Genomic DNA, 25,362 nt, shown 5'->3' with positions numbered 1-25,362 from the left:
CTTCAGGTGTCCGGTCACGGCTTGACGACCGCCGGTTGCGGCGCTGCCACTTGCAGCCAATTGGCGCCGGCGCCGCCGATCTGCTCCGTCAACGCGGCCAGCGTGAGTTCATCGGTGTTGCCGATGCGAGGCTCCATGCCCAGGTTGGCCGCTAGCCGGCTTTCGCACGCCTGGACCTGGGCCAACGCCTGATAGCGTCGCAAGAGGCTCAGGATCGCAGCGGTTTCGTTGCCGACGCGGTCCAGCTTGCTCTGGGCGAGGGCAGTTTCCCGATTGCGCATGTGATCCGCGATGCGGACATCGGCAACATAGATCGCATCGGCCCGCGCGAACTGGCTGCGTGCGTTCAGCACCTGCAACCGGGCGAGGTGAACCTGCGTGACGACCGTCATTTGCAGCGCGATGCGCCGCTGGTCGGCCAGTGCAACACCGGCCTGCGCGAGCTTGACCTGCGACGGCCCTGTCAGCAGGTTGAACAGGTTGAACGACAGCTGCAAACCGGCCTCGTTCCATTGCCGATTGACGAGGTAGCTGTCGGAGTCGTACTTGACCCCGTAGTTGAAGCTGACATTGGGGAAAAGTCTGACCAATGTGCGACGCACCTCCTCGCGGGCAATGCGGCCGTTGTAATGCTGCTCGCGCAGGTCCGCATTGTTTTCCAGCGCGATGTCTTCCAGCCGCTGCACGTCGAGCGCCGCGAGGCCATCGTCCCGGATCTCCGGTTGAGCATCAGCGATGCGCAACGGTCGGTCCAGCGGCGCGTTGACGAGCGCCGCCAGCTCCAGCTGCGCCGCACTGAGCTCCTGGTCTATGGATTCCAGCAGGCGCATGTTCTCCAGCAGCTGGCGCTGATAGCGCAAGGTATCCAGCGGGTTGCGCACACGCTCCTGCTCGGCCTTGCGGGCGTCGGCGAGTGCCTCCTCGGCCATGGCCAGCGTGCGTTCGACATCGCCGCGCAGCTTCTGCGCGCTCGCCGCGCGCCAATACGCGGTGCGCACGTCCTGCATCAGCAAATGCATGGCCTTGCGGCGGCGCTCCGAGGCAATGAGCACGCGATCGGCTTGCTGCCTGGCGCCGTAGTAGCCCAGGCCGACATCCAGCACGCTCCAACTCAGGTCCAGGCCGAGAAGCTCATGCGAGCGTTCCTGCGAAATGAAGCGGCTGGGCGACAGGCTGCCATCGGCTGCGCTGCGACTCTCGCTGATGCGGTCGTTGTTGCGTGTCTGGTAGCCCGCCGAAGCCAGCAGCCTGGGCAGCATGTCGTACTTCCCGGCCTCGAACTGGTTCAGCGCCAGCGCTTCTTCCATCATCTTGGCGCGTCGGTCGAGGTTGTATTTCAGCGCGCGCGCCAGTGCTTCTGGGAGCGTCAGCGGCGAGGCCAGCGGCTCCACGCCAGCGCGCGCGACCTCGCGATCAGCACCGATGGCCGGCCGCAGGTCTCCGGTGGCCAGCGGCTGTGGCTGAAGAGATGCACAGCCCGATAGCCATTGCATGGCCGAAGCGGCCAGCGCCCACAGGAAAGCTTGACCAAGAACGCGAGGCTTTGTCATCTTTGTCGTCCTGCAAAGGTTTGCATAAACGTCCGGCATTGTCTCGACTTGACCGGGCGCAGTGTTGATGCCATCTCGTACTCAACGTGAACGAATGGGCGTTCATCCGAGAGCGTTCGCTGCTTGCTACAAGCCATCATCGGACGACGCGGCCTGAAGGAAATGGCAAATTCCCCAATGGCTCTCGACCTACGTCAACAAGTCAGATGAGCGATCGGCCAGCGCGCGGCCCACCGTTCCGTTGCCTGCCGCACTGCGCTTCGGCGATCTCGCGCGACGGTCAGGCGCGCAGCGCCGGCGCTTGACTCGCAAGCTGCAACCCGTCGTCCTGTTCCGCCATCCCGTCCACGATCACCTGCGGGATGCCGTGCGAGCACGGCTCCACGCGGGCGTTGACCTGGTAGATCTCGCGCAGCATGCCGGCCGAAATGACCGTGCTGCTGGGACCGCTGGCGCACAGGCGGCCATTGGCCAGCACCAGGGTCTTGTCGGAAAACCGCAGTGCCTGGTTGAGGTCGTGGATGGCGATGAAGACGAGCAGCCCGCGTTGGCGCGCCAGTTCGCGGGTGAAGGCCAGCACCTGCAGTTGCCGGTGCAGGTCAAGCGCACTGGTGGGCTCGTCCATCAGCAGCACGTCGGGGTCGCGCACCAGCGCTTGAGCGATGGAGGCCAACTGGCGCTGGCCACCGCTCAGCTCGCCGAGCTGGCGAAACGCGATGTCGCGAATGCCCAGAGACGCCAGCGTGTCGTCGATGAGCGCCAGGTCTTCAGGCAGCACGGCCCAGCCGCCGTGCTGCTTGCGAGCCAGCAGCACCGATTCGTAGACCGTGAGCACCGGGCTGGCTGAAGTGTCTTGCGGCATGTAGACGATGCCAGCTGCGCCTTGGCGCAAGCCTTCGAGCATCAGCTCGCCTGGGCCCTTCAGCAGGCCGGCCATGCGTTTGAAGAGGGTGGACTTGCCGGCCGCATTGGGGCCGATGACGGCCACCACCTCGCCTCCTGTGAGCGCCGGCGTGGTGATGCCGGCCACGGTGAGCGTGCGGCCGTAGCCGGCGCCCACGTCTTGCAGTTGCAACGTCACCATGCGCGCCTCCGACTGCCCAGGATGAGCGAGATGAAGAACGGCACGCCGATCAGCGACGTGATCACGCCGATGGGGAAGATCGCGCCGGGCACCAGCATCTTGCTGACCACCGAGCTCAGCGACAGGATCAATGCGCCGGCCAGCAGCGCGGCGGGCATGAAAAACCGCTGGTCTTCGCCGATGAGCAGCCGCGCGATGTGCGGGCCCACGAGACCGACGAAGCCGATGGTGCCGACGAAGGCCACCGGAAACGCCGCCAGCAGGCTGACCAGCACGAGCGTCTGCAGGCGCAGGCGCCGCACGTCGATGCCGAAGCTGGCGGCCTTGTCGTCGCCCAGGCGCAAGGCCGTGAGCGCCCAGGCCTGCCGTGCGAACAGCGGCAGCGTGCACGCCAGCACGAGTGCGGTGATGGCCAGCTTGGGCCAGGTGGCCTTGGTGAGGCTGCCCATGGTCCAGAACACGACCGCCGCCACGGCCTGTTCACTGGCGAAGTACTGCACCAGCGCCAGCAGCGCGTTGAAGGTGAACACCAGCGCAATGCCCAGCAGCACGATGGTCTCGGCCGTCACGCCGCGACGCAGGCTCAAGGCGTGGATGAGGCCCGAGCACAGCAGCGCCATCAAGAAGGCGTTGAGCGGCACGATGTAGTCGGCCAGCGCGGGGAAGGCCACCGGCAACAGCCGCACACCGAAGGCCAGGCCGAGTGCCGCGCCGAAACTGGCGGCGGCCGACACGCCCAGCGTGAACGGGCTGGCCAAGGGGTTGTTCAGCACGGTCTGCATCTGCGCGCCGGCCAGCGACAACGCGCCGCCGACGACGACCGCCATCAGCGCGACCGGCAGGCGGATCTCCCACATCACCACGCGGGCCTGTTGCGACGCTTGCGCCGGCCGCAGCAGCGCTTGCAGCACTTCACCGATGCCGTAGCGCGTGGGGCCGAGTGCGAGGTCCAGCAGGAAGCTGCCCAACAGCAGCAACGCCAGCAGCGCCAGCAGCGCCTGGCGGCGCTTGACCAGCACGCGGTACTGGCCGGCCGGCGCGGTGGCCAAGGGCAGGGCATCGCTGCTCATGGTGAGCCCCCGCGTACGGCGGGCTGCGGTATTCGCGCTTGGAAGCGGCCCGGTGCGGTCACGGCGTGCTCCCCTTGGCGCTGGCGTGGTGAGCCAGGCTGACGAAGTAGCCCGGGTGATAGGCAATGGGCAGGAAGCGCTCGTGCAGCTCGCGCATCGTCGCGTCGGGGTCGAGGTCGGTGAACAGCTCGGGGTGCAGCCACTTGGCCAACTGCTGTACCGCGACGAATTGGTAGGGGCTGTTGTAGAACTGATGCCAGACGGCATGGAAGTCGCGATGGCGCTGCGCGGCGGTGCCCGCATACGCCGGGCGCGCGAGGTAAGCCTCCAGCTTGCGGGCCGCCTCGGTGAGGTCTGCTGCCGGCCCCACGCCGACCCAGCGACCACCGGGCACGTAGGCCTCCCAGTTGGCGCTCGTCACCACCACGTGGGCCGGGTCGGCGGCGATCACCTGCTCGGCATTGAGTTGGCCGAAGGTGCCCGGGACCAAGCCCCTGGCGATGTTGGTGCCTCCGGCCATCTCGACGTAACGGCCGAAGTTCTCTGCGCCGAAGGTGAGGCAGCAGTCCTGGCTGTAGCCGCCGATGCGCTCGATGAACACCTTGGGCCGTGCCGGCTGCCGCGCCGCGATCACGTCGGTCACGCGGGCGAGCTGCTGGCGGCGGAATTCGATCAGCGCCTGCGCGCGCTCTTCCTTGCCGAGCAGCTGGCCGATGAGGCGCATCGTGGGTTCGGTGTTCTCCACCGGCTGGTGGCGGAAGTCCACGTACACCACCGGGATGCCCACCGCGTCGAGCTTGTCGATGTAGCGCGCGTCGTCGGTGGCGCGCTGCGCCTCCACATTGAGCACGATTACGTCGGGCCTCAGCGCGATGGCTTGCTCGATGTCGAAGGTGCCTTCTTCGAAGCCGCCGAAGGTTGGGATGTCGGCGATCTTCGGGAACCTGGCTTTGTAGAGCGCATAGGTGTCGGGGTCGGCCTGGATCATGTCCTTGCGCCACGCCACGATGCGGCGCAGCGGGTCCTCGGTGTCCAGCGCGGCGAGCAGGTAGAGCTGCCGGCCTTCGCCCAGCATCACGCGCTGCACGGGCAGGCGCACCTGCACCTTGCGGCCCAGCAGATCGGTGATCTCGGTGAACGAGGCGGATGAAAGGGGCCTGGCCTCCTCGGCATCGGCCGCAGGCGGGGCCGCTCGCTGCCATGCGGCGATGGCGCAGGCGACACCCAGCACCACCACAAGGCCGGCGATCAGCCGCCGGCGTGGCGAGGAAGTCTTGTTGTCTGTCATGGGGTTCATGGTTGTTTTTGCCAAAGGCTCAGGACGGCCGCTGCTTTGCCGAGGTGGCGGCGGGTGTGCCGGCAGTCCGTCGTCGCATCGCGACGATGGCGAGCACCGCCATTGCATAGAACAGCGCGACAAAGGCATAGATGTGCTCGAGGCCCGTCAGCTGTGTGAAGCCCATGCCGAGCGCGATACCGGTGATGGACGCGAACTGGTTGGTGCCTTGCACCACGCCCAGCACATGGCCTTGGTGGCGCGACCCGGCGGCGGTGGAGATCAGCGACGTGAGCACCGGTGTCGTGGCGCCCAGCAGCAAGCCCCAGGCGAAGTGGATGGCCACGAACACGGTGATCATGTGCGTGAAGCCGGCCACCGCCGTGAGCACCGCGCAGGCCGCAGACACCACGGCGATCCGCGGCAGCACCTGCGGCCAGGCCTTGCCCTCGAAATGGCGTGCCCAGCGCGAGGCCGAGGCAACAAAGCCAAGGGCCAGCAGCCCGTAGCACAGCCCGGCGACCCAGTTGTCGACCCCGAACACCGAACGCACGTACAGCGAGAACGACGTCTGCGTCAGCATGCGGCTCATCAACAGCAGGCCAGTGATGACGAGCAACCCGAAGATGGGTGCGCGGCGCCACGCGTGAGGGTCCGGCTCGCTGGCTGCGCCGCCCATTGCGGGTGCGGGCCCGGTGGGGCTGGCGGCCGCCGGCAACATCAGCCACGCGCCCGTCGCGCAGAGCGTGCACAGCAGCGCTGCTGCCGCGTTGATCCAGAGGAAGCTCGCCTTGTCGAGGATCAGGCCGCCCACCGTGGCCCCGGTCAAGGAGCCCACGTTGGTCGACACCTGCAGGAAAGCGAACAACCGGGCACGCCGCAGCGGCGACACCACGGCTACGCCATAAGCCTGCGCCGGGGCGATGAAGCCGGCACAAGCCCCCTGCACGAAGCGCAATACGAGGATGGCCCACACGTCGGCGCAGAACGCCAACGCCAGTTGCGTCAGGGCCAGCCCCATCAGCGCACGGATCATCATCAGCTTGTGGCCATGACGGTCGCCCATGCGGCCCCAGAAGGCGCTGGTCAGCATGATGCCCAGCATGGGCCCGACATAGACCGCGACGGCAGCGAATGCGAACAGGCCCTCGCTGGCCGAGAGCGCACGCAGGTGCACCGGCCAGAACGGGCCGCTCATCTCCATGGCGCCCATGGAGATGAGCTGGATCGCGAAGAGCAGGCGGATCGCGCGCTCGCTGCCAGGGTCCGCCGTTGGGGCGCCGGCAGCCGTGCTCACGTCGAGGCCGTGCCCATCGGGTTGGGCAGGAGGTGCTGCAATCGGTAGTCGGCGTAGCGCTGCAGGTGCATGCGCAGCACCGAACGGGTCGGCCACGGTTGCACGAGAAAGGCGTCACGCTCGGCTTGCCAGAAGGCCTGGGACGTGATTCTCGGCGCGACGGCGTCGAACGCCGCCACCGTTTCCTCGCGCAGGATGTCCCACAGCCGCGAGGGCGCCAGCCCGTACTCGTCGGTCAACAGCAATGCCAGCTCGTGCAGGTGGCACACGAAGCAGGCGTCGATCACGAAGGTGCGCACCGGCTCGATGTCCGTGGTGAACACGGTGGGCAGGATGCCCTTGTGCACATAGGGCTGCAGCGTGAGGCCGCGTTCGTTGAGCAGCGGTGCATAGGTGCGGCCATCGCCGAAGTCTCGGATCAGCAGGCTCCTGGGCTCGCCGTCACCGTCGAACAGTACAGAGGTGTTCTGCTGGTGCGCCTCGAGGCCGATGCCGTAGAGCATGTAGATCGCGATGACGGGCCGTGTGACCACGCGCGCATAGCGGCGGAAGAAGGCTTCCACCGTGTCGGCCGAGGCGCGCTGGCCGGGGCGCTCGATCAACTCGGTGATGAGCGGCCGGCGCGTGACGGGGGCCTGCGTGAGCAGTGCTGCCACCGGCATGGGCAGCAGCCCGTCGTTACGCTCGAAGGCGTGCGTGCTCTGGCGGAAGGCCACCGAAAGGTAGCGGCCGGGGGCGTCTTCGTGCGTGGCGGCATCGCGATAGTGGAAGGCCACTTCCTCGGCAAAGATTTCGAGCCGGTTCTCGAAGCCGCCCTCGGCCGAGAGGATGCGCTGGATCACGTGGCTGATGCGCGGCCCCATATGGATGGACTTCGCCTGCAGGCTGCGCTGTTCGCTGGTGAGCCACAGCGCCACCGGCAGCTTGATGAAGGGCGCGGTGCCCGGTTCCTGGGGCAGCAGGGTGCGGAACGACATGGTCGGCGCCGCCTCCACCTCGGGCCCGTCGGTGATCAGCAAGCCGGCTTCGATCTCCTTCGCGTATTGCGGCTGCACGAAGTTCTCGAGGTGCCATGCATGGATGGGCAGCGGCAGCCACTGCGCTTCATCCAGACCGCGCGCGCGCAAGCCCGCCTTCCACCGCTCCCAGAGCGCGGGGAACTCGGTGGCGAAGTAGTCATGAAGGCTGTTGACGTGCGGCATGCGCTCCAGGTGGGCCACGTCGGCACGCAGTGCGGCAATGCGTACCGCAACGCGCGCACCGAACTCGGGCGACAGTGCGGCGACCTGCGTCGCGTCTAGGTTGGGCTTGGCCTTCCACGTCGGGTAGAACGGGTGACCCTCGAGCGAGCCCCACTGGTCGAGCAGCATCGCGGCGCGGCGCGTGCTGCCGTGACGGCGCAGGTAGTCCACCAGCCCGGTGGCAGCGCCGGTGCGGATGGCTTGCCCCAATGCGTCGTTCCAGGCCTGGCGGTGCGTGCGAGCCTGCGCGTCGTTGAGCACGCTGTTGGCCATGTCGGCCTTCAGCGCGGCCACGCCGGCTTCGGTGGGCGTGAAGTCGAAGCCGGGGCGCAGCAGGTCGATCAGCTGCGCGGCCGTATCGATGGGGCGGGGCGCCTGGCCGGGCGTCAGCACGCTGATGCTGCCCTGGTTCACGAAGGTGTTGGCCGGCGCGGCCCACAGCTGCTCGAAGTGCACCAGCGCGCGCTGCTCCCACAGCGGCAGCGAGGCCGCGCGGCCGTTCGGTGCGAACAGCAGCGTGCGGTGGTCGAGCACGCCTTCGGCAAACAGGCAGCGCACGAGGCGGCGCAAGGCGTTGCGTTCGGACAGCGCGATCGCGGCGCGCTGCTCGGTTGCTTCGGAGGGGGGCAGCGCGGCCGGGTCGGGAATCGATTCGAAAGTCATGTCGGGGTCTTTCATGCGGGCCAGTGGGCGGGGAGGTAGTCGCGCGGCGAATCGCGCCGCCCTCCCATGTGGGCCGAGGTCCAGGCGAAGATTTCTTCGATGTGCGGCATCGGAACGGCCAGTCGCCGCGCCATCTCCACGAGCGTGGCGAGGCCGTAAGCCACGTCTTCCTCGAAGGCCCGACTGCGCCTGTCGATCCAGTAGCCACCGGCCGCATCACGCACCAACGGCGCCAGGATGTCGTCATAGGCCTTGTTGGTGCGCAGCACCGAGAGCATCGTGCGCTGGTCGCGAATCTGATCGCCGTAGGCCTCGATGATTTCCTGCCGCAGAGGCTTCACCGAAGACAGGTCGATGCCCAGCCGCTGCTCCACGGCTCGACACAGGCGTTGGTTCTCCGCGTCGCTGCGCTCCAGGAAGTAGGCGCCGAGCTCGGGGCATTCGCTCCACCAGCGGATGGGCTTGGGCAGCGCACGTTCATGCCACTGCGAGTACGGGCCGACCAGGCCGTAAACCACCGAGCTGTGCATGATGGGATTGCCGGGCGTCAACGTGATCTCGAGGTAGTGCCGGAGCAGCTCCACCGGCGCGTCGTACAGGCGCTGCACCACGGCCTGTGCCTGTTGCTGCAGGGCTGCCGATTCACGCCCATGCGTGGCGATGTGCAGCACGGCCTTGGCGCCGCCCATGCGCACCGATCGGCCCGGTTCGAGCGCATGGGCGGTGTGCGGCACGTCCTTCATGCCCCAGATCACCGCGTTGGGTCGGTCGGCGAGCGTCTGCTGGGCCAGCCCGTCGAAGCCGCAGAAGCCGGGAATGGCGCCCACGAACACGGGCTTGTGCGTGGGCAGGCTGCCCGCCATGCGTCGCAGCACCGCGGCCCGCGCATGCGCTGGCACCGTGATGACGACCACGTCGGCATCGCCCACCGCGTGGCGTGCGTCCTCGGACACGACATCGGGCCGCGCCTGCAGCGCGCTGCCATCGGGCAGCCAGGCGGTGATGGCTTGCGCAGCCAGCACCTGCGGATGCTGTGTCATTAGCGACACGTGCACGCCCGGGCGCTGCTTGAACAACACCGCGTTCAGATGGCCGGTGCGTCCGCCCCCGACGACCGCCACCTTCAGGGGAGAGGCGGCGCTCAATTCAGCCACCGTTTCAGGTTGGCGGTGACCTGCGGGTCGAGCAGCTTGCGCTCACGCAGCCACGCGTCGTTGAACACGGTGTGCAGGTATTTTTCGCCGCCGTCGGCCACCGGCGTGAGGACGTTGCCGCGGATCACGCCGCTGTGGATGAACTCCAGCGCCTTGTAGATGGCGCCCCCGGTGGAGCCGCCCACCAGCAGGCCGGTGTGGCGCGCAATGAAGCGCGCGGTCTCGAAGGCCTGCGCGTCGGTCACCTGCACGCCCTTGTCGATCGTGGCGTAGTCCACCACCAGGCCCACCGTGTCGCCCTTGGGTGTGCCGGTGCCGGACTGATAGTACGGATGGCCCGGCTGGCCGAAGATGATGGAGCCTGCGGGCTCGACGCCGATGACCGTGGTGCGTGCATCGTGCTGCTTCAACCCGCGCGCGATGCCGGCCATCGAGCCGCCGGTGCCCACACAGCCCACGTAGGCGTCCACGCGGCCGTTGGTCTGTTCGATCGCTTCGCGCACGAAACCGGCATAGCCGTCGGGGTTGGCCGGGTTGTCCGACTGGTTCATGAACATCGCGCCGGGGAGTTGCTCGGCGAGCTCGGCCGCCAGCCGCTGGCGCTCGACCACGGCCACCTCGTTTTCGCCGTACTGACCTTCGACGTAGCGGATCTCCGCACCCAGCGCGCGCATCACCTCGATCTTGTCGGGTGCGGCGTGGTGGTCCACCACCGCGATGAAACGCAAACCGAACTCGATGGCCGCCAGCGCCAGGCCGATGCCTGTGTTGCCCGACGACGATTCGACGATCACGCCATGGGGGCGTTTCAGCCGGCCCGATGCCAGCGCAGCCATCACCATGCTGCGCGCCATGCGGTCCTTCACACTGCCGCCGGGGTTGTTCTTCTCGATCTTCAGCAACAGCATCGAGTTGCGCATGGGCACCGGGATGCCGAGGATCGGCGTGTTGCCGATGAGATCGCTGACTTTGCTCAATATCCTCATTCAAGACTCCCTTTGTCGTCAGGCCAAACCTCCATACCGCCCGCCGCGCCATTCCTGACGGCGATGCGGCGCGGCATCGGGTGGCGGTGGAACTCGTTCTCCAGCAGATCCATCTGGTAGCCCGCCGTGTTGGCGTAGACCAGCAGGTCGCCAGGCTCGGGCTTGGTCGCGAAGTCGATCAACCGGTTGGTGATCACGTCGTCGTCCAGGCAGCTGTGGCCGGCGATGTAGGCGCGCATCGGCGCTTCGCCACGCGGCGCCCCGAAGCTCAACAAGATCGGATCGACGAGGTATTCGGACGCGAACCAGGTTTCGCAGGCGCTGAAGCTGCTGCCCTCCACGTAGACCACGTGGCGGCCGTCGGCCAAGGCCTTCACGCGGTTGACGCGAAACACGGTGATCGCGGCCTGGTCCACCAGGCTGCGGCCAGGCTCGATGGCCAGGCGCAGTCCTTGGGCAATGAGCGCTTCGGCCACGGAAGAGGTGGCGTCGAGGGGCGTGCCGAGCAACTCGTCGAGCCAGGCTGCGGCGTCGAGCTCGCCGCCGTAGGGGTAGAAGGAAGTGGGTAGCTTGCCGTTGCGGTAGTGCGTGGCATCTTGCGATCGCAGGAAGGCCGCATACCGCTCGGCATCGACATAACGGATCGGCAGGCCGCCACCGATGTCGATGACCTGCACGCCAAGCCCGAGTTCGCGTGCGGCCGCCACTTGCGACATCACCTCGCGCAGGGCTTGTACACGCGATGCGACGTCATAGCCGCTCAGGTGGAAGTGAAAGCCCTCGAAGGCGAAGCGGTCGCGACTGGCGGCCAGCGTGCGCAGGCAGTGCGTGACATCGGCCTCGCCCATGCCGAAGCGGCTGGCCCGGGCCGATGCGGGGCGGCAGCGCAACAGCACCCGCGCGCGGCCGCTGGCTCCGTTCTGCTGCAGCGCCTCGAACTCCTCGAGGGAATCGACCGAGATCAGCGCACCGCGGGCCACGAGCTGGCCATGGAAGCGCGCAGTCTTGGCCGGCCCGGTGGCCACGAGGCGCCGCGGATCGATGCCGGCCAGCAACGCGTCCTGCATCTCGTATTCACTCGACACGTCCACGCCGATGCCGGCTTCGACCGCGGCGCGCACCAGCGCCTGCGACTTGTTGACCTTGGCGCCGTAGTAGACGTCGAGCGCCACGCCATGGCGCCGGGGCACGGCCTGCAACGCTTCAGCGTTGCGCTCGAGCAGCTTGGGCCACACCACATGGAGCGGCGAGCCGTAGCGCTCCACCCACTGCCGCAGCCAGTCCGGCCGGTGATAGGCCACATGCGCGACCTCGCTGTCGAGCAGTGGCGGCAGCGCCGTGGGTGACCACGCGCGCGCCGCCGTAGCATCGCCGTCCACGCGGGTGGGCGTCGTTTCGTGTGACATGGCCGGCAGCCTCCCTGAGCTGTGTTCTTGCATCGACCGTTGAACCGAAGGAGCGCCCATGACATGGCGCTCCGGACACTCAGAAGTCCACTACCGCGGACAGCTGCAGCGTGCGCGGAGACCCTTGCGCCAGCCCGCCGAAGCTCGACACGCCGGACCAGTAGTCCTTGTTGAACAGGTTGCGAACGTTCGCCCGCAACGTGGTGGCCTTGCCCGCCAGGTCGGTGCGCCAGCGGGCGCCGGCGTCCAGGCGCGTCCACGCGGGGATGCTGCGCAGGTTGGCGCCGTCGGCGTATTGCTTGCCGGCGTAGGCCAGCTGCGTGGTCAGCGTGAGGCCCCGCGCCCATGCCGTATCCCACTCGGCGCCAAGGTTGGCTTGCAGTTCGGGCACGCCGATCGGCTGCTTGCCCACGAAGGCGGTGGTGCTGCTTTGCGTGATCTTGGCGTCCAGCAGCGCCAGGCCGCTCAGCAGACGCACGCTCGGGGTCAGCTCACCGAACGCCTCGAGTTCGATGCCGCGGTTGCGTTGCTCGCCATCGGCCGTGTAGACGTTGCTGGCATTGAGCATGCCGCTGGGCTTGGTGATCTGGAACGCGGCGACCGTGGTGGTGACATGGCCGAGTTGGTACTTGGCACCCAGCTCGTACTGCTTGGCCTTGTACGGAGCCAGCACTTCGCCGGCATTGGCTGCCGAGGCGGGAGCGCTGTCGCCCTTGCTCAGGCCTTCGATGTAGTTGCCGTAGAGCGACAGGGTTGCCCCCAAGGGCTTGACCACCACGCCGAGGAACGGCGTCGTTGCGCGCTTGTCGTAGTCCTGCGAGACGGCGCCGGCGGCATTGAAGTTGCGCGACTGCACCTGCTGCACGCGCGCGCCCAGGCTCAGCTGGAGCGTGCGGTCGAGCATCGACAGCGTGTCCGACAGCGCGATGCCGCTCAGCTCGCTGTCGGAGATCTTCGCCAGCGAAGGATCGGCCGGCGCCTGCCCGGCCCTGTCGACCGGTTCGTACAGGTTGGATGTGACGGCCGTTCCGTTGGCCTGGCCGCGGCTGAGGCGGTCGCGGTACTGCGAGGCCTGCAGCGAGATCGCGTGGTCCACACCGCCTGTGCGCAGGTTCAGGCGCGCGCCTGCGTCGGCAGTGGCGCGATGGATGTCGAGCTTGAAGCGCGCCGGTGTCCAGGTCACGTCGCCGGCCGTGTTGGAGAGCACCGGGTTGCCGAACAGGCGATCGACCTCGGTGCGCGCGCCGCCGAGGTTGGCGAACATGGTCACGCTGTCGTTCAGGTCGTACTCGGCACGCAGCAGCGCGGACTGATCGTCCACCTTCGACCATTCCCACGATTGGGTCACGTTGCGTGTGCCGTCGGGTGCCGACGGGATCGCCGGCACGGCCGTCGCACTGCCGAGGAAGACGGGGCGCGACGGCGCGTCGAAGCGCTCGTGCTGCGACAGGAGGTCCAGCGTGGCACGCAGCTGATGGCCGGCATAGTCGAGCGAAAGCGCGCCGACATGGGCCTCACGCGTCTGCTTGTCCACCGGTGTGTCGCCGTCCCGCAAGCTGCCGTTGAAGCGCACGCCGAACTCGCGCTGCTCGCCGAAGCGCCTGCTCAAGTCCACGCGGGCACCCGGCTGCGACGGGCTGCCGTATTCCAGGCCGAGTTGCGTCACGTCGGCGCTACCGGCGCGCTTGGGAACCACGTTCACACTGCCACCGATACCGCCGTTGGGTGCCATGCCGTTGAGCAGCGCCGTCGGGCCCCTGACGAGCTCAACGCGCTCCAGGTAGTCCGCAAAGACGCGGTAGTTCGGCGCCACGCCGTAGACACCGTCGAAACCGAACTCACCGAGGTTGCCTTCGTTGACGGGGAAGCCGCGGATGTAGAAAGCGTCGAGCAGGCCGCCGGGAGACACCGAAACGCGCACCGCCGGGCTGTTGCCGATCACGTCGGCCGCCGTGGGAGCTTGCTGGTCGGCGATGGTCTGCGACGTGTAGCTGATCACGCTGAACGGTGTGTCCATCACATCCTTGTCGCTCAGCAGACCCAGGCGAGCGCCGCGTGCCACCTGGCCGCCAGGCAGCTTGCCGTCGGAATTTCGACCGCGGATGACGATCGCAGGCAACTTTTGGCCTCCCGTGGCGCCGACTGATGAGTCGGTTGCTGTGTCGGCTTGTGCGCTTTGGGCGCGGGCGGGGGAGGAGGCACCCATGGCCACGAAGGTGGCGAATGCGAGGTGTGCCGCCAAAGCCAGCGGGGTGGGGCGCAAAGGTGCGTTTGCGGGGGAGGAATTACTGCGACTCATGGTTGTTGTTGCTGCGCGAGGTTCGGTGTCGTTGGGAAAGCTTGAAAGACGTCGTTGCGGCCGGGCTGCCAAGCCATCAGCAGGTCGAGCGGGATCTCGGTGCGGGGCAGCCCGGGCGCGAAGTGATGGCGGGTGGTCTTGAAGGGCAGCAGGACCTGTTGCTCGACCACCTGGAAGATCTGGCGCAACTCGAAGGGCTGGCCGGTACGCCAACAGGCCACGGACACCCGCGGGTCGTCGTAGCGCAGCGGTACACAGGGCAAGTAGCGCAAGCCCAGCAACTGCGCCACCTGCAGGCGGTGGTTGCCGTCCATCACGAGGCCGGTACTGGCTTCGATGGGCACCGGCTGGGTCCAGTGCCCCTTGCAGCGGACCGTGTCGGCCAGCTCGATGACCTTGGCTTGGTCTACGCATTCGGAGGGCCGCAGCGCATGCACGGGCCGGATCGAGACGACGTAGGGCTCAGGCGGAGGCGCCCCGTGTTCGAGCCGTTGGGAGAGGCGGTGCTGCACAGCGTGCTCAAGCACTGTTTGGCCGGTCACGGTCATCGAAAGCGTCTCCCGTTTTATGTTTGCGTAAATGATAATGATTTGCATTACGGAATTGGCTTACCCTGGCGCGGGGTAGGGTCAATAGTCCGTACGGCGGTGTCCCGTGGGCCATTTGAATTGGCGACAATGTGCATTATGTTAAATCACAAATGCCAGCGTCGCGGTTCCGACAAAGTCGACAGCGGGCTCATCCGCTGGATGAGCCCTTGCGCCTGCTGATGGCGCCAAGTCGTTGATCTACGACAGCTTTTAGGAACCTGAGCCCGCGCACGGGCACTTGGCACGCTCCTTGAGTAAGTCGAGGCATTCCCTCGGTTGCTCACAGGAGCCGTGCATGAACCTCAAGCTCGACGCCAAGCCGATCTATCTGGACTACGCCGCCACGACGCCCGTGGACCCGCGGGTGGTTCATGCGATGGTGCCGTACCTGTACGACAACTTTGGCAACCCCGCGTCGCGCAGCCACGCCTACGGCTGGGCCGCCGAGGAAGCCGTGGAGATCGCGCGTGAGCATGTTGCCAAGCTGATCGGCGCGGACGCCCGCGAGATCGTCTGGACATCCGGCGCCACCGAGTCCAACAACCTCGCCATCAAGGGCGCGGCGCAGTTCCATCGCGCCAAGGGCAAGCATCTGGTCACGGTCAAGACCGAGCACAAGGCGGTGCTGGACACGATGCGCGAACTGGAGCGCGAGGGTTTCGAGGTGACCTACCTCGACGTGCTGCCCAACGGGCTCGTGGACATCGACGCCCTGCGCCAGGCGCTGCGGCCCGACACCATCCTCGTGTCGGTCATGTTCGTCAACAACGAGATCGGCGTCGTGCAGGACATTGCCGCACTGGGCGAGCTGCTGCGCAGCCGCGGCATCCTGTTCCACGTCGACGCGGCGCAGGCCGCTGGCAAGGTCGCCATCGACCTGGGTGCGCTGAAGGTCGACCTGATGAGCCTGTCAGCGCACAAGACCTACGGCCCCAAGGGCATCGGCGCGCTGTACGTGCGCCGCAAGCCACGCGTGCGCATCGAGGCGCAGATCCACGGTGGCGGCCATGAGCGCGGCATGCGCTCCGGCACCTTGCCCACGCACCAGATCGTTGGCATGGGCGAGGCCTACCGCCTCGCACACGACATGATGGCCACCGAGAACGAGCGCATCCGCATGCTGCGGGACCGGCTGCTGCAGGGGCTGTCCGGCATCCCGGAGATCCGCATCAACGGCGACCTCGAACACCGCGTACCGCACAACCTCAACGTCAGCTTCACCTACGTCGAGGGTGAATCGCTGCTGATGGGCATGAAGGGCATCGCGGTGTCGTCGGGCTCGGCCTGCACGTCTGCCAGCCTGGAGCCCAGCTATGTGCTGCGCGCGCTGGGCCTGCCCGATGAAGTGGCTCACAGCTCCATCCGCTTTTCGCTCGGTCGCTACACGACCGAAGCCCATGTGGACACCGCCATCCAGCGCGTCTCGGAGACGGTGCGGCGGCTCAGGGAACTGAGCCCGCTGTGGGACCTGCATTGCGCGGGCGTCGACCTCAACACCATTCAGTGGGCCGAACACTGATTCAACACGGAGCCTGACATGGCCTACAGCGACAAAGTCATCGACCACTACGAAAACCCCCGCAACGTGGGCGCCTTCCAGGCGGAAGACGCCGACGTGGGCACCGGCATGGTTGGCGCGCCGGCCTGCGGCGACGTCATGAAGCTGCAGATCCGGGTCAATCCCGCGACCGGCCTCATCGAGGACGCCAAGTTCAAGACCTACGGCTGCGGCTCGGCCATCGCCTCCAGCTCGCTGGTGACCGAATGGGTCAAGGGCAAGACGCTGGATCAGGCGCTGGCCATCAAGAACACCGCCATCGCCGAGGAGCTGGCGTTGCCGCCGGTCAAGATCCATTGCTCCATCCTGGCCGAGGACGCCATCAAGGCGGCCGTGGCCGACTACCGCCACCGTCGCGGTGACGCCATCGAGCAGCCGGCCTGTGCGCCGCTGGCCGAGGCCGCCGCCTGACGCCCTGCCCCATCACTTCGCTCAAGGAGTACGCCATGTCCAGTTGCCAGTCTCACGGTGCCGGCACGTCCTGCGCCAGCACCGCCACCGCATCACCCGCCCTGCCCTTCACGCTGCCGGAAGGCGCCGCGCCGCTGAAGGTGAGCGATGCCGTCATCTCCAAGGTCGGCACCATGCTGGCCGAGGAAGGCGACCCCAACCTGAAACTGCGCATCTTCGTGACGGGCGGCGGCTGCTCGGGCTTCCAGTACGGCTTTGCCTTCGATGAGGAGAGCAAGGACGACGACACCTGCGTCGAAGCCGGTGCCGTGAAGGTGCTCGTCGACGCCAGCAGCCTGCAGTTCATGCTGGGCGCGGAGATCGACTACGAGGAGAACCTCGAAGGCTCGCGCTTCGTCATCCGCAACCCGAACGCCGCCAGCACCTGCGGGTGCGGCAGCTCGTTCTCGGTCTGACGGAGGCGCCGGCCATGACGCTCACCGTCACTCCCAAGGCCGCGCGGCAGATCGAGAAGGCGCTCGCCCAGCGCGGCGGCGGCTTCGGGCTGCGCATCGCCGTGAAGACCAGCGGCTGTTCGGGCTATGCCTACGCGCTCGAATTCGCCGAGGCGCCCCAGCCCGACGACCACGAGTTCCAGAGCGAGGGCGTGAAGCTGCTGGTGGATGCCCGCAGCCTGCCCATGGTGGACGGCACGCAGCTGGACTGGGTGCGCGAGGGGCTGAACGAAGGCTTCAAGTTCCACAACCCGAACGCCACGGCGAACTGCGGCTGCGGCGAGTCCTTCGCGGTGTGACCATGATGGCCTTCGCAGCAGACATGCATCGCCAGGCCGCCACCGTGGCGCCGGCGCTGCCGGGCGTTGGTCGGCGCCCCATGAAAGCGGCGCCGACCGTGCTTCCCGGGTGGAGTTGACATGGCCTTGCTGCAGATTGCCGAACCCGGCCGGGCCGCCGCGCCTCACCAGCACCGCCTGGCCGTGGGCATCGACCTGGGGACGACGAACTCCCTCGTCGCCACGCTGCGCAGCGGCGTCCCCACCGTACTGGGCGACGACCAGGGCCGCCGCCTGCTGCCCTCGGTCGTCCATTACGGCGTGGACGGCGGCGTGCTGGTCGGGCACGAGGCCGTCACGCGTGCCGCCGTCGACCCGCAGAACACCATTGCGTCCGCCAAGCGGCTGATCGGCCGCGCACTGGCCGACCTCGCCCCCGGCACCGTGCCCTATGCCGTGCAGGCCCAGGGCCCCGGTGCGGTGGCGGTGCCCACGCGCGCCGGGTTGAAGTCGCCGGTTGACGTGGGGGCCGTCGTACTGCGGCAACTGCGCGAGCGGGCCGAAGCGTCGCTGGGCGGCGCGCTCGTGGGCGCCGTCATCACCGTGCCGGCGTATTTCGACGATGCGCAGCGCCAGGCGACGAAAGACGCTGCGCGCCAGGCCGGCCTGCATGTGCTGCGGCTGCTCAACGAGCCCACGGCCGCGGCCGTGGCCTACGGGCTGGACACCGCCAATGAAGGCGTCTATGCCGTCTACGACCTGGGTGGGGGCACGTTCGACGTCTCGCTGCTGCGCCTGACGCGCGGCGTGTTCGAGGTGCTGGCCACCAACGGCGACGCCATGCTGGGCGGGGACGATGTCGACGAAGTCATCGCCACCTGGTTCAAGACCCAGCACGGCGCCATCGCCTGGGCCGACACCGATGCGACGGCCCTGCGAGCCGCGGCCCGGCAGGCCAAGGAGGCGCTGACGGACGCCGACGAGACCGTCATGCGCTGCGAACGCGGCGACGGCGTGGCGCAGCTCGCGCGGCTGACGCGTGCGCATTTCGAGTCACTGGTGCAACCGCTGGTCGACCGCACACTCGCGCCGGTGCGTCGGGCGCTGCGGGATGCCGGCCTGCGTGCCCATGAAGTGGACGGCATCGTGCTGGTGGGCGGCGCGACGCGCATGCCGATCGTGCGCCGCGCGGTCGCCGAGCTGTTCGGGCGCGCGCCCTACACCGGCATCGACCCCGACCTGGCTGTGGCGCTGGGCGCGGCGATCCAGGCCGACCAGCTGGCCGGCAACCGCGCGGCCGGCGACCACGGGCTGCTGCTGCTGGACGTCTGCCCGCTGTCGCTGGGCATCGAGACCATGGGCGGGCTGGTGGAGAAGATCATCCCGCGCAACAGCACCGTGCCCACGGCGCGCGCGCAGGAGTTCACCACCTTCAAGGACGGCCAGACCGCCATGGCCATCCACGTGGTGCAGGGCGAGCGCGAACTCGTCAGCGAATGCCGCTCGCTGGCGCGCTTCACGCTGCATGGCATCCCGCCCATGGTGGCCGGCGCGGCGCGCATCCGTGTCACCTTCCAGATCGACGCCGATGGCCTGCTGTCCGTGCAGGCCGCCGAGCAGACCACCGGCGTGCAGACGCAGGTGGAGGTGAAGCCCAGCTACGGCCTGGGTCACGAGGCCGTGGCCGACATGCTGCGCCATGCGGTGCAGAACGCGGAGTCCGACGCCGCCGCCCGCATGCTGCGCGAAGCCGAGGTCGACGCGCGGCGGCTGCTCGACGCCGTGGAGGCCGCCATCGCGCAGGACCAGCACCTGCTGCTGCCGCGTGAGCAGTTCGGCATCCTGCGCGCGATGCAGGACGTGGCCGACGGGCTGGAGCAATGCGCCGAGGCCGACGGCGGCACGCTGGACGAGCAAAAGGCGCAGCGCGAGGCTTTGCGCGCCGCCACCGAGGGCCTCAACGCCGCGACCACGGCGTTCGCCGGCCGCCGCATGGACGCCCGCGTGCGCCAGGCGCTGGCCGGGCGGCGCATGGACCAGATTTCCGCCTGAACAGGAGCGCGCATGACCACGGCTACGCCGCCTTCGCCGCCATCGGCGTCTTTGCCGCGACCGGCGGCGCTTGCCAATGGCGCCAGCCCCGGCACCGCCACGACCGAGGTGACCATCCTGCCCCACCCGGACCTCTGCCCCACCGGCCTGCGCTTTGCGGCGCGCACCGGCCGCAAGCTGGTGGACGAGTTGCTGCAGGCCGGCGTGGCCATCGAGCATGCTTGCGAGAAGGTCGGGGCTTGCGCCACCTGCCACGTCCACGTGCGCAGCGGCGCCGACGCCTTGCAGCCTGCCGACGATGAGGAGGAAGACCAGCTCGACGACGCCTGGGGCGTCGATGCGCAGTCGCGGCTGTCCTGCTGCGTGAAGGTGCGCGGGCCGGCGCTGGTCATCGAGCTGCCGCGCTACACCAAGAACCACGCGCGCGAGAAGTAGCCGGCAGCCTCCCGCCCTGCCCCGCCAGCCCCTCGTTGCCGCCGCTGCGGCCGAGGGGCTGGCGTGTTTCTGGCCGCTGCGCCACGCGGCCGCACGACATGTCGACAAGCCAACAATCGACACACGCGCCGCGCAGCACCCCGACGTTCGCAAATGTCACTGAAATCAACGGTTTAGCGAATCGCGGCGGATGGCACAGCCTTTGCGATGCAGGAGACAGAACCTCCGCAACGGTCATCATGCACACCGCCTCCTCCCCCTGGCCCTGCACCCTGAACGACACCACGCTGCGCGACGGCGAGCAGACGGCGGGCGTGGCCTTCTCGCGGGAAGAAAAGCTCGCCATCGCGCAGGCGCTGGACGCCGCGGGCGTGCCGGAGCTGGAGGTGGGCATCGCCGCGATGGGCGCGCAGGAGATCGACACGCTGCGCGCCATCACCCATGCCGGGCTGCGCGCCCGCACCATGGTCTGGGCGCGCATGCTGCAGTTCGACCTGCAGAGTGCGGCGGCGTGCGGTGCCGACATCGTGCATCTGTCCGTCCCGGTGTCGGACCAGCAGCTCGCCCACAAGCTGGGCCGTGACCGCGCCTGGGCGCTGGCCACGGTGCAGCGCTGCGTGAGCGACGCGCGTGCCGCCGGCCTGGTGCCCAGCGTCGGCCTGGAAGATGCCTCTCGCGCCGACATGGGCTTCATCGCGCAGGTGGCAGCGGTGGCGCAGCGCGCGGGGGCCATTCGGCTGCGTTTTGCCGACACGCTGGGCCTGCTGGACCCGTTCAGCACGCATGAGCGCATCGGCCATCTGCGCGCAGCCACCGACCTGGACATCGAGATCCACGCCCACAACGACCTGGGCCTGGCCACCGCCAACACGCTGGCCGCCGTGCGGGCGGGCGCCACGCACGCGAGCACCACCGTCAACGGGCTGGGCGAGCGCGCGGGCAACGCGGCGCTGGAAGAGGTGGTCATGGCGCTGCGCCACCTGCACGGCATCGAGTGCGGCGTGGACACCCGCGCGCTCGTGGGCTTGTCGCAGCGCGTCGCGGCGGCCTCGGGCCGGCCGGTGCCGGCGGGCAAGAGCATCGTGGGCGACGCGGTGTTCTCGCACGAGTCGGGCATCCATGTGGACGGCCTCTTGAAGGACCCGCGCAACTACCAGCCCTTCGACCCCGCCGAGCTGGGCCGCACCCACGCGCTGGTGCTGGGCAAACACAGCGGTTCGGCGGGCCTGCGGCGCGAGCTGCAACGGCTGCAGCTGCAGGTGCGCGACGAGGTGCTGGACCCCCTGCTGGCCCGCGTGCGCGAACACGCCACGCAAACCAAACGCCAACTGGACGGCGCCGAGCTGCGCCGTCTGATTTCGGAAGTCGCGGCCCGCGTGCCGCATCCGGTGTGAAGGAGACCCACCATGGACCTCATGCAACAACTCAAGGCGCTGTCCAGCGCCAACGAGTTCCTGGAATTCTTCGGCATCCCCTACGACGAACACGTCGTGCACGTGAACCGGCTGCACATCCTCAAGCGCTTCTACCAATACCTCCACCGCGCCGAGGGGCTCAAGGGGCTGGACGACGTGGAGTTGTTCCGCCGCTACCGCGAGATGCTGACCCAGGCCTACCAGGACTTCACGACCTCCACCGCCTACCGCGAGAAGGTGTTCAAGGTGTTCCAGGACGCCGATGGCCGTCAGCACGTCTCGCTGGAGAGCCTGCGTCAGACGCTGCCCCTGGCACGCCCGGCACCGCGCGCGGACGGTGATGTGCGCCGCAGCGAGCCGCAGGCGCTTCCCCTGGCCGGTCCGGCCTGACAGCGCGTCGCACCCACACGGAGGAGCCTCCCATGCACATCGTCGTCTGCATCAAGCAGGTGCCGGACTCGGCGCAGATCCGCGTCCACCCGGTCACCAACACCATCATGCGTCAGGGCGTGCCGGCCATCGTCAACCCCTACGACCTGTTCGCGCTGGAAGAGGCGCTGCGCCTGAAGGATCAGTTTGGCGGCCGCGTCACCATGCTGTGCATGGGCCCGCCGCAGGCCGAGGACGCGCTGCGCAAGTGCCTGAGCTTCGGCGCCACCGACGCCATCCTCGTGACCGACCGAGCCTTTGCGGGGGCCGACACGCTGGCGACGTCCTACGCGCTGGCCGCCGCCATCCGCAAGATCGGCCAGGAGCAGGCCGTGGACCTGGTGTTCACGGGCAAGCAGACCATCGACGGCGACACCGCGCAGGTCGGCCCCGGCGTGGCCAAGCGGCTGGGGCTGAACCTGCTCACCTACGTCAGCAAGATCGTCAAGGTCGACCTCGATGCCTGCCGCATCCAGGTCGAGCGGCGCGCCGAAGGCGGCGTGCAGCTGCTCGACACCACGCTGCCCAGCCTGATCACGATGCTGGAAGGCACGAACGAGATGCGCTTCGCGACCATGGAGGACATGCTGCGCGCCGCGCGCTGCCCCGTGCGCAAGTGGAACAAGGAAGACGCCGGCATCGAGGACCTCACCAAGATCGGCCTCAAGGGCTCGCCCACCATCGTCAGCAAGGTGTTCGGCCCCAAGCCGCGCAGCGAGAAGGCCGACGTGCAGGTGGTGTCGGACAGCAGCGTCAACGACGTCTGCCTCAACCTCATCCAGAAGATCTTCACCACGCACCCGACGCTGGAGGAAGAGACCGTGGAACGCCTGTCGGCCTGATCGCCCAAGGAGACGCGACATGAATGCAAACGCCAAACCCGAGCCCAGCAGCGGTGGTGCCGGTGCCGCCGGTGGCGCGCTGAAGACCGCCGGCCGCAGCGGCCGCAGCACCGAGCTGCCCGAGCACCTGAAGGCCTACAAGGGCGTGTGGGTGTTCGTCGAGCACGACCGCGGCCATGTGCACCCGGTCAGCTGGGAGCTCATGGGCGAAGCGCGCAAGCTGGCCGACAAGCTGGGCGTGGACGTGAGCGGCGTGCTGCTCGGCGGCCCGGGCGACCCGCTGGAAGCCTTCGCCAAGGAGGCCTATGCCTATGGCGCCGACCACGCCTACGTGATGCGAGACCCGGTGCTGCAGGGCTACCGCAACGAGCCCTTCACCAAGGGCATGACCGACCTGGTCAACCAGTACCAGCCCGAAATCCTGCTGCTGGGCGCCACCACCATGGGCCGCGACCTGGCCGGCTCGGTCGCCACCACGCTGGCCACCGGGCTGACGGCCGACTGCACGGAGCTCAACATCGACGGCCGCGCGCTGGCGGCCACCCGCCCCACGTTCGGCGGCTCGCTGCTGTGCACGATCATGACGCTGGCCTACCGGCCGCAGATGGCCACGATGCGCCCGCGCACCGCGCCCATGCCGCGCCGCGACGACAGCCGCACCGGCGACATCATCACGATGGGCCTGGGCATGATCGAGACCGACATCGTCACCAAGCTGCTGGAGTTCATTCCCGACACCAGCCGCAACACGGTGAACCTGACCTACGCCGATATCATCGTGACGGCCGGCAAGGGCATGAAGAACGCCGACAACTGCCGCCTCGTGTGGGAGCTGGCGCGCGTGCTTGGCGCCGAGGTGGGCGCCACCCGCGCGGTGACGCAGGCCGGCTGGCTGGAGGCCGAACGCCAGGTGGGCCAGACGGGCAAGACCGTGCGGCCGAAGCTCTACATCGCCGCCGGCGTGTCCGGCGCCATCCAGCACCGCGTGGGCATGGAGGCCAGCGACATCATCGTCGCCATCAACACCGACCCGAACGCCCCCATCTTCGACTTCGCGCACCACGGCATCGTTGGCAACGCGATGCAGGTGCTGCCGGTGCTGACGCAGGCCTTCCGCACCCACCTGGACAAGCGCATCCGCCGCGCCGCTTGACATGAGTGCGCGCCACGCCCACGCCGGGCCCGCAACGGCCCCTCACTTTCCTCGATCGGAGCATCAGTCATGAGCCAAGAAAAGTTCGACGCCATCGTCGTCGGCGCCGGCCCCTCCGGCAACGCGGCGGCCTACACGATGGCCAAGGCGGGGTTGAAGGTGCTGCAGATCGAGCGCGGCGAGTACCCCGGCAGCAAGAATGTGCAAGGCGCCATCCTGTACTCCGACGCGCTCGAGAAGATCATTCCCGACTTCCGCGACGACGCGCCGCTGGAGCGCCACATCATCGAGCAGCGCATGTGGATGCTCGACGACAACAGCTTCGTCGGCAGCCACTACCGCAGCGACGACTACAACAAGCCGCCCTACAACCGCTACACCATCATCCGGGCGCAGTTCGACAAGTGGTTCTCCAGCAAGGTGCGCGAGGCCGGCGTGCTGCTGATCTGCGAGACCACGGTGGAGGAGTTGCTGCTCGACGGCGAGCGTGTGGCTGGCGTGCGCTGCGACCGCATGGGCGGCGAGGTCTACGCCGATGTCGTCGTCCTGGCCGACGGCGTGAACTCCACGCTCGCCCGCAAGGCGGGCTTTCACGGCGAGCTGTCGCCCAAGAGCGTGGCACTGGCCGTCAAGGAGATCCTGTTCCTGCCGGAGGAAACCATCCAGGCGCGTTTCAACATCAAGGAGGAGGAAGGCGTCGTCATCGAGATGATGGGCTCGGTCACCGAAGGCATGGTGGGCACGGGCTTCCTCTACACGAACAAGGATTCGCTGACGATCGGCGTCGGCTGCATGCTGGCCGACTTCAAGACCAACCCCAACCGCACCACGCCTTACGCGCTGCTCGAAAAGCTCAAGCAGCACCCCGCCATCGCGCCGCTGATCGAAGGCGGCGAGATGAAGGAGTACTGCGCCCACCTTATCCCCGAAGGCGGCTTCAACGCCGTGCCGCGCATCTACGGCGACGGCTGGATGATCGTCGGCGACTCCGGCGGCTTCGTGAATGCCGCGCACCGCGAGGGCTCCAACCTGGCGATGACCACCGGTCGCCTGGCGGCCGAGACCGTCATCGCCGCGAAGGCCGCCGACAGGCCCCTGACCGCACGCACGCTCAAGGCCTACAAGGACGCGCTGGACGAGAGCTTCGTCATGAAGGATTTGAAGAAATACCGGCGGCTGCCGGAGATCCTCGAATCCAGCCCGCAGTTCTTCACCACCTACCCTGCCCTGCTCAACCGTGCCGCCAAGACGATGTTCACGGTCGATGGCATCGACAAGATGACCAAGCAGCGCGAAGTCATGGGCAGCTTCAAGACGGCCCGCCGGCTCACCGGCCTGGTGGGCGATGCATTCAAGCTCTGGAGAGGTACGCGATGAACGCCGTCACCGTCAACGTGGAAGAAAAGCTCTTCCAGAACCGCTACAAGGTCGACCATGGCCGCCCGCACATCCAGATCAAGGATGCGGACATCTGCACCAACGCCTGTCAGACGCAGCAGTGCACCTTCATCTGCCCGGCCGCCTGCTACAAGGCCGAAGGCAATGGACGCGTCACGCTGATCACCGACGGCTGCCTGGAGTGCGGCAGCTGCCGGGTCATCTGCACGGAGCACACGAACGTCGCGTGGGAATACCCGCGCGGCGGGCACGGCATCCTGTTCAAGTTCGGCTGAAGGGGA

The 25,362-nt window shown here is 68.0% G+C and carries 23 protein-coding genes; 12 read left to right on the top strand and 11 right to left on the bottom strand.

Annotated elements, in window-relative coordinates:
• Positions 1 to 14 precede the first annotated feature (14 nt).
• The 11 genes from ACG00X_RS02965 to ACG00X_RS02915 all read right to left on the bottom strand — a co-directional run bounded on the left by ACG00X_RS02965 (position 15) and on the right by ACG00X_RS02915 (position 14,574).
• A complete protein-coding gene (locus ACG00X_RS02965; protein WP_394486446.1) occupies positions 15 to 1,589 on the bottom strand; it encodes a TolC family protein in 1,575 nt (524 codons plus the stop codon).
• A 241-nt stretch (positions 1,590 to 1,830) separates the two neighbouring features.
• Positions 1,831 to 2,634: an ABC transporter ATP-binding protein gene (locus tag ACG00X_RS02960; RefSeq protein ID WP_394486445.1), complete on the bottom strand. Its 804-nt coding sequence runs from the start codon at positions 2,632 to 2,634 to the stop codon at positions 1,831 to 1,833.
• Positions 2,628 to 3,704, bottom strand: coding sequence for a FecCD family ABC transporter permease (locus tag ACG00X_RS02955; protein WP_394486444.1), 1,077 nt, complete (start codon positions 3,702 to 3,704; stop codon positions 2,628 to 2,630). Before ACG00X_RS02955 ends, ACG00X_RS02960 begins: the two co-directional genes overlap by 7 nt.
• A 58-nt stretch (positions 3,705 to 3,762) precedes the next feature.
• Entirely contained in the window at positions 3,763 to 5,001 is a 1,239-nt protein-coding gene (locus ACG00X_RS02950; protein WP_394486443.1) for an ABC transporter substrate-binding protein, read from the bottom strand.
• Positions 5,002 to 5,020: 19 nt separating this feature from the next.
• Positions 5,021 to 6,277 carry an MFS transporter gene (locus ACG00X_RS02945; protein ID WP_394486442.1) on the bottom strand — a complete coding sequence of 419 codons (1,257 nt, stop codon included), beginning with the start codon at positions 6,275 to 6,277 and terminating at the stop codon, positions 5,021 to 5,023.
• Positions 6,274 to 8,181 (bottom strand): IucA/IucC family protein, encoded by a 1,908-nt coding sequence (locus ACG00X_RS02940; protein WP_394486441.1) that lies wholly within the window; start codon positions 8,179 to 8,181, stop codon positions 6,274 to 6,276. Before ACG00X_RS02940 ends, ACG00X_RS02945 begins: the two co-directional genes overlap by 4 nt.
• 11 nt (positions 8,182 to 8,192) lie before the next feature.
• Entirely contained in the window at positions 8,193 to 9,335 is a 1,143-nt protein-coding gene (locus tag ACG00X_RS02935; protein WP_394486440.1) for an NAD/NADP-dependent octopine/nopaline dehydrogenase family protein, read from the bottom strand.
• The gene (locus ACG00X_RS02930) at positions 9,323 to 10,321 is read right to left on the bottom strand and encodes a PLP-dependent cysteine synthase family protein (RefSeq protein ID WP_394486439.1); all 999 of its coding nucleotides are present in this window, start codon (positions 10,319 to 10,321) and stop codon (positions 9,323 to 9,325) included. The genes ACG00X_RS02935 and ACG00X_RS02930 overlap by 13 nt, the downstream gene beginning before the upstream one ends.
• The gene (locus tag ACG00X_RS02925) at positions 10,318 to 11,727 is read right to left on the bottom strand and encodes a Y4yA family PLP-dependent enzyme (RefSeq protein WP_394486438.1); all 1,410 of its coding nucleotides are present in this window, start codon (positions 11,725 to 11,727) and stop codon (positions 10,318 to 10,320) included. Before ACG00X_RS02925 ends, ACG00X_RS02930 begins: the two co-directional genes overlap by 4 nt.
• Positions 11,728 to 11,806: 79 nt before the next feature.
• The gene (locus ACG00X_RS02920) at positions 11,807 to 13,846 is read right to left on the bottom strand and encodes a TonB-dependent receptor (protein WP_394486437.1); all 2,040 of its coding nucleotides are present in this window, start codon (positions 13,844 to 13,846) and stop codon (positions 11,807 to 11,809) included.
• 176 nt (positions 13,847 to 14,022) lie between these two features.
• Positions 14,023 to 14,574 carry a ParB N-terminal domain-containing protein gene (locus ACG00X_RS02915; protein WP_394486436.1) on the bottom strand — a complete coding sequence of 184 codons (552 nt, stop codon included), beginning with the start codon at positions 14,572 to 14,574 and terminating at the stop codon, positions 14,023 to 14,025.
• 337 nt (positions 14,575 to 14,911) lie between these two features.
• Between ACG00X_RS02915 and ACG00X_RS02910 the strand changes: the two genes are divergently transcribed.
• From ACG00X_RS02910 to ACG00X_RS02855, 12 genes are all read left to right on the top strand, one after another.
• A complete protein-coding gene (locus ACG00X_RS02910; RefSeq protein ID WP_394486435.1) occupies positions 14,912 to 16,135 on the top strand; it encodes an IscS subfamily cysteine desulfurase in 1,224 nt (407 codons plus the stop codon).
• 18 nt (positions 16,136 to 16,153) lie between these two features.
• The gene (gene iscU, locus ACG00X_RS02905) at positions 16,154 to 16,585 is read left to right on the top strand and encodes a Fe-S cluster assembly scaffold IscU (RefSeq protein WP_394486434.1); all 432 of its coding nucleotides are present in this window, start codon (positions 16,154 to 16,156) and stop codon (positions 16,583 to 16,585) included.
• A gap of 35 nt (positions 16,586 to 16,620) precedes the next feature.
• A complete protein-coding gene (erpA, locus tag ACG00X_RS02900) occupies positions 16,621 to 17,040 on the top strand; it encodes an iron-sulfur cluster insertion protein ErpA (RefSeq protein ID WP_394486433.1) in 420 nt (139 codons plus the stop codon).
• 14 nt (positions 17,041 to 17,054) lie between these two features.
• Positions 17,055 to 17,378: a HesB/IscA family protein gene (locus tag ACG00X_RS02895; protein ID WP_394486432.1), complete on the top strand. Its 324-nt coding sequence runs from the start codon at positions 17,055 to 17,057 to the stop codon at positions 17,376 to 17,378.
• 120 nt (positions 17,379 to 17,498) lie between these two features.
• Complete coding sequence (gene hscA, locus ACG00X_RS02890) at positions 17,499 to 19,409, top strand: Fe-S protein assembly chaperone HscA (RefSeq protein WP_394486431.1); 1,911 nt, start codon at positions 17,499 to 17,501, stop codon at positions 19,407 to 19,409.
• Between the two features lie 51 nt (positions 19,410 to 19,460).
• Entirely contained in the window at positions 19,461 to 19,844 is a 384-nt protein-coding gene (locus ACG00X_RS02885; protein WP_394486780.1) for a 2Fe-2S iron-sulfur cluster-binding protein, read from the top strand.
• 239 nt (positions 19,845 to 20,083) lie between these two features.
• Positions 20,084 to 21,238 carry a homocitrate synthase gene (gene nifV / locus ACG00X_RS02880; RefSeq protein ID WP_394486430.1) on the top strand — a complete coding sequence of 385 codons (1,155 nt, stop codon included), beginning with the start codon at positions 20,084 to 20,086 and terminating at the stop codon, positions 21,236 to 21,238.
• A 12-nt stretch (positions 21,239 to 21,250) separates the two neighbouring features.
• Positions 21,251 to 21,649, top strand: coding sequence for a nitrogenase stabilizing/protective protein NifW (gene nifW / locus ACG00X_RS02875; protein WP_394486429.1), 399 nt, complete (start codon positions 21,251 to 21,253; stop codon positions 21,647 to 21,649).
• Between the two features lie 32 nt (positions 21,650 to 21,681).
• On the top strand, positions 21,682 to 22,530 hold the full coding sequence (locus ACG00X_RS02870) for an electron transfer flavoprotein subunit beta/FixA family protein (protein WP_394486428.1): 849 nt from the start codon (positions 21,682 to 21,684) through the stop codon (positions 22,528 to 22,530).
• Between the two features lie 19 nt (positions 22,531 to 22,549).
• Entirely contained in the window at positions 22,550 to 23,683 is a 1,134-nt protein-coding gene (locus ACG00X_RS02865) for an electron transfer flavoprotein subunit alpha/FixB family protein (protein WP_394486427.1), read from the top strand.
• A 69-nt stretch (positions 23,684 to 23,752) separates the two neighbouring features.
• Positions 23,753 to 25,060, top strand: coding sequence for an FAD-dependent oxidoreductase (locus tag ACG00X_RS02860; protein ID WP_394486426.1), 1,308 nt, complete (start codon positions 23,753 to 23,755; stop codon positions 25,058 to 25,060).
• A complete protein-coding gene (locus ACG00X_RS02855; RefSeq protein WP_394486425.1) occupies positions 25,057 to 25,356 on the top strand; it encodes a ferredoxin family protein in 300 nt (99 codons plus the stop codon). The genes ACG00X_RS02860 and ACG00X_RS02855 overlap by 4 nt, the downstream gene beginning before the upstream one ends.
• Positions 25,357 to 25,362: the final 6 nt, after the last annotated feature.

It is taken from the genome of Pelomonas nitida (assembly GCF_043555975.1).
GTDB classification, from domain to species: Bacteria; Pseudomonadota; Gammaproteobacteria; order Burkholderiales; family Burkholderiaceae_C; genus Pelomonas; species Pelomonas nitida.
This window is presented reverse-complemented; position numbering and strand designations above follow the sequence as displayed.

What these genes read in the sequence shown, in the direction of transcription:
- ACG00X_RS02960 (WP_394486445.1), bottom strand. Translation starts at nt 2,634, where the DNA reads ATGGTGACGTTGCAACTGCAAGACGTGGGCGCCGGCTACGGCCGCACG.
- ACG00X_RS02895 (WP_394486432.1), top strand. Translation starts at nt 17,055, where the DNA reads ATGACGCTCACCGTCACTCCCAAGGCCGCGCGGCAGATCGAGAAGGCG.
- nifV (WP_394486430.1), top strand. Translation starts at nt 20,084, where the DNA reads ATGCACACCGCCTCCTCCCCCTGGCCCTGCACCCTGAACGACACCACG.
- ACG00X_RS02870 (WP_394486428.1), top strand. Translation starts at nt 21,682, where the DNA reads ATGCACATCGTCGTCTGCATCAAGCAGGTGCCGGACTCGGCGCAGATC.
- hscA (WP_394486431.1), top strand. Translation starts at nt 17,499, where the DNA reads ATGGCCTTGCTGCAGATTGCCGAACCCGGCCGGGCCGCCGCGCCTCAC.
- ACG00X_RS02925 (WP_394486438.1), bottom strand. Translation starts at nt 11,727, where the DNA reads ATGTCACACGAAACGACGCCCACCCGCGTGGACGGCGATGCTACGGCG.
- ACG00X_RS02930 (WP_394486439.1), bottom strand. Translation starts at nt 10,321, where the DNA reads ATGAGGATATTGAGCAAAGTCAGCGATCTCATCGGCAACACGCCGATC.
- ACG00X_RS02965 (WP_394486446.1), bottom strand. Translation starts at nt 1,589, where the DNA reads ATGCCGGACGTTTATGCAAACCTTTGCAGGACGACAAAGATGACAAAG.
- ACG00X_RS02915 (WP_394486436.1), bottom strand. Translation starts at nt 14,574, where the DNA reads ATGACCGTGACCGGCCAAACAGTGCTTGAGCACGCTGTGCAGCACCGC.
- ACG00X_RS02910 (WP_394486435.1), top strand. Translation starts at nt 14,912, where the DNA reads ATGAACCTCAAGCTCGACGCCAAGCCGATCTATCTGGACTACGCCGCC.
- ACG00X_RS02855 (WP_394486425.1), top strand. Translation starts at nt 25,057, where the DNA reads ATGAACGCCGTCACCGTCAACGTGGAAGAAAAGCTCTTCCAGAACCGC.
- ACG00X_RS02865 (WP_394486427.1), top strand. Translation starts at nt 22,550, where the DNA reads ATGAATGCAAACGCCAAACCCGAGCCCAGCAGCGGTGGTGCCGGTGCC.
- nifW (WP_394486429.1), top strand. Translation starts at nt 21,251, where the DNA reads ATGGACCTCATGCAACAACTCAAGGCGCTGTCCAGCGCCAACGAGTTC.
- iscU (WP_394486434.1), top strand. Translation starts at nt 16,154, where the DNA reads ATGGCCTACAGCGACAAAGTCATCGACCACTACGAAAACCCCCGCAAC.
- ACG00X_RS02860 (WP_394486426.1), top strand. Translation starts at nt 23,753, where the DNA reads ATGAGCCAAGAAAAGTTCGACGCCATCGTCGTCGGCGCCGGCCCCTCC.
- erpA (WP_394486433.1), top strand. Translation starts at nt 16,621, where the DNA reads ATGTCCAGTTGCCAGTCTCACGGTGCCGGCACGTCCTGCGCCAGCACC.
- ACG00X_RS02955 (WP_394486444.1), bottom strand. Translation starts at nt 3,704, where the DNA reads ATGAGCAGCGATGCCCTGCCCTTGGCCACCGCGCCGGCCGGCCAGTAC.
- ACG00X_RS02940 (WP_394486441.1), bottom strand. Translation starts at nt 8,181, where the DNA reads ATGACTTTCGAATCGATTCCCGACCCGGCCGCGCTGCCCCCCTCCGAA.
- ACG00X_RS02950 (WP_394486443.1), bottom strand. Translation starts at nt 5,001, where the DNA reads ATGAACCCCATGACAGACAACAAGACTTCCTCGCCACGCCGGCGGCTG.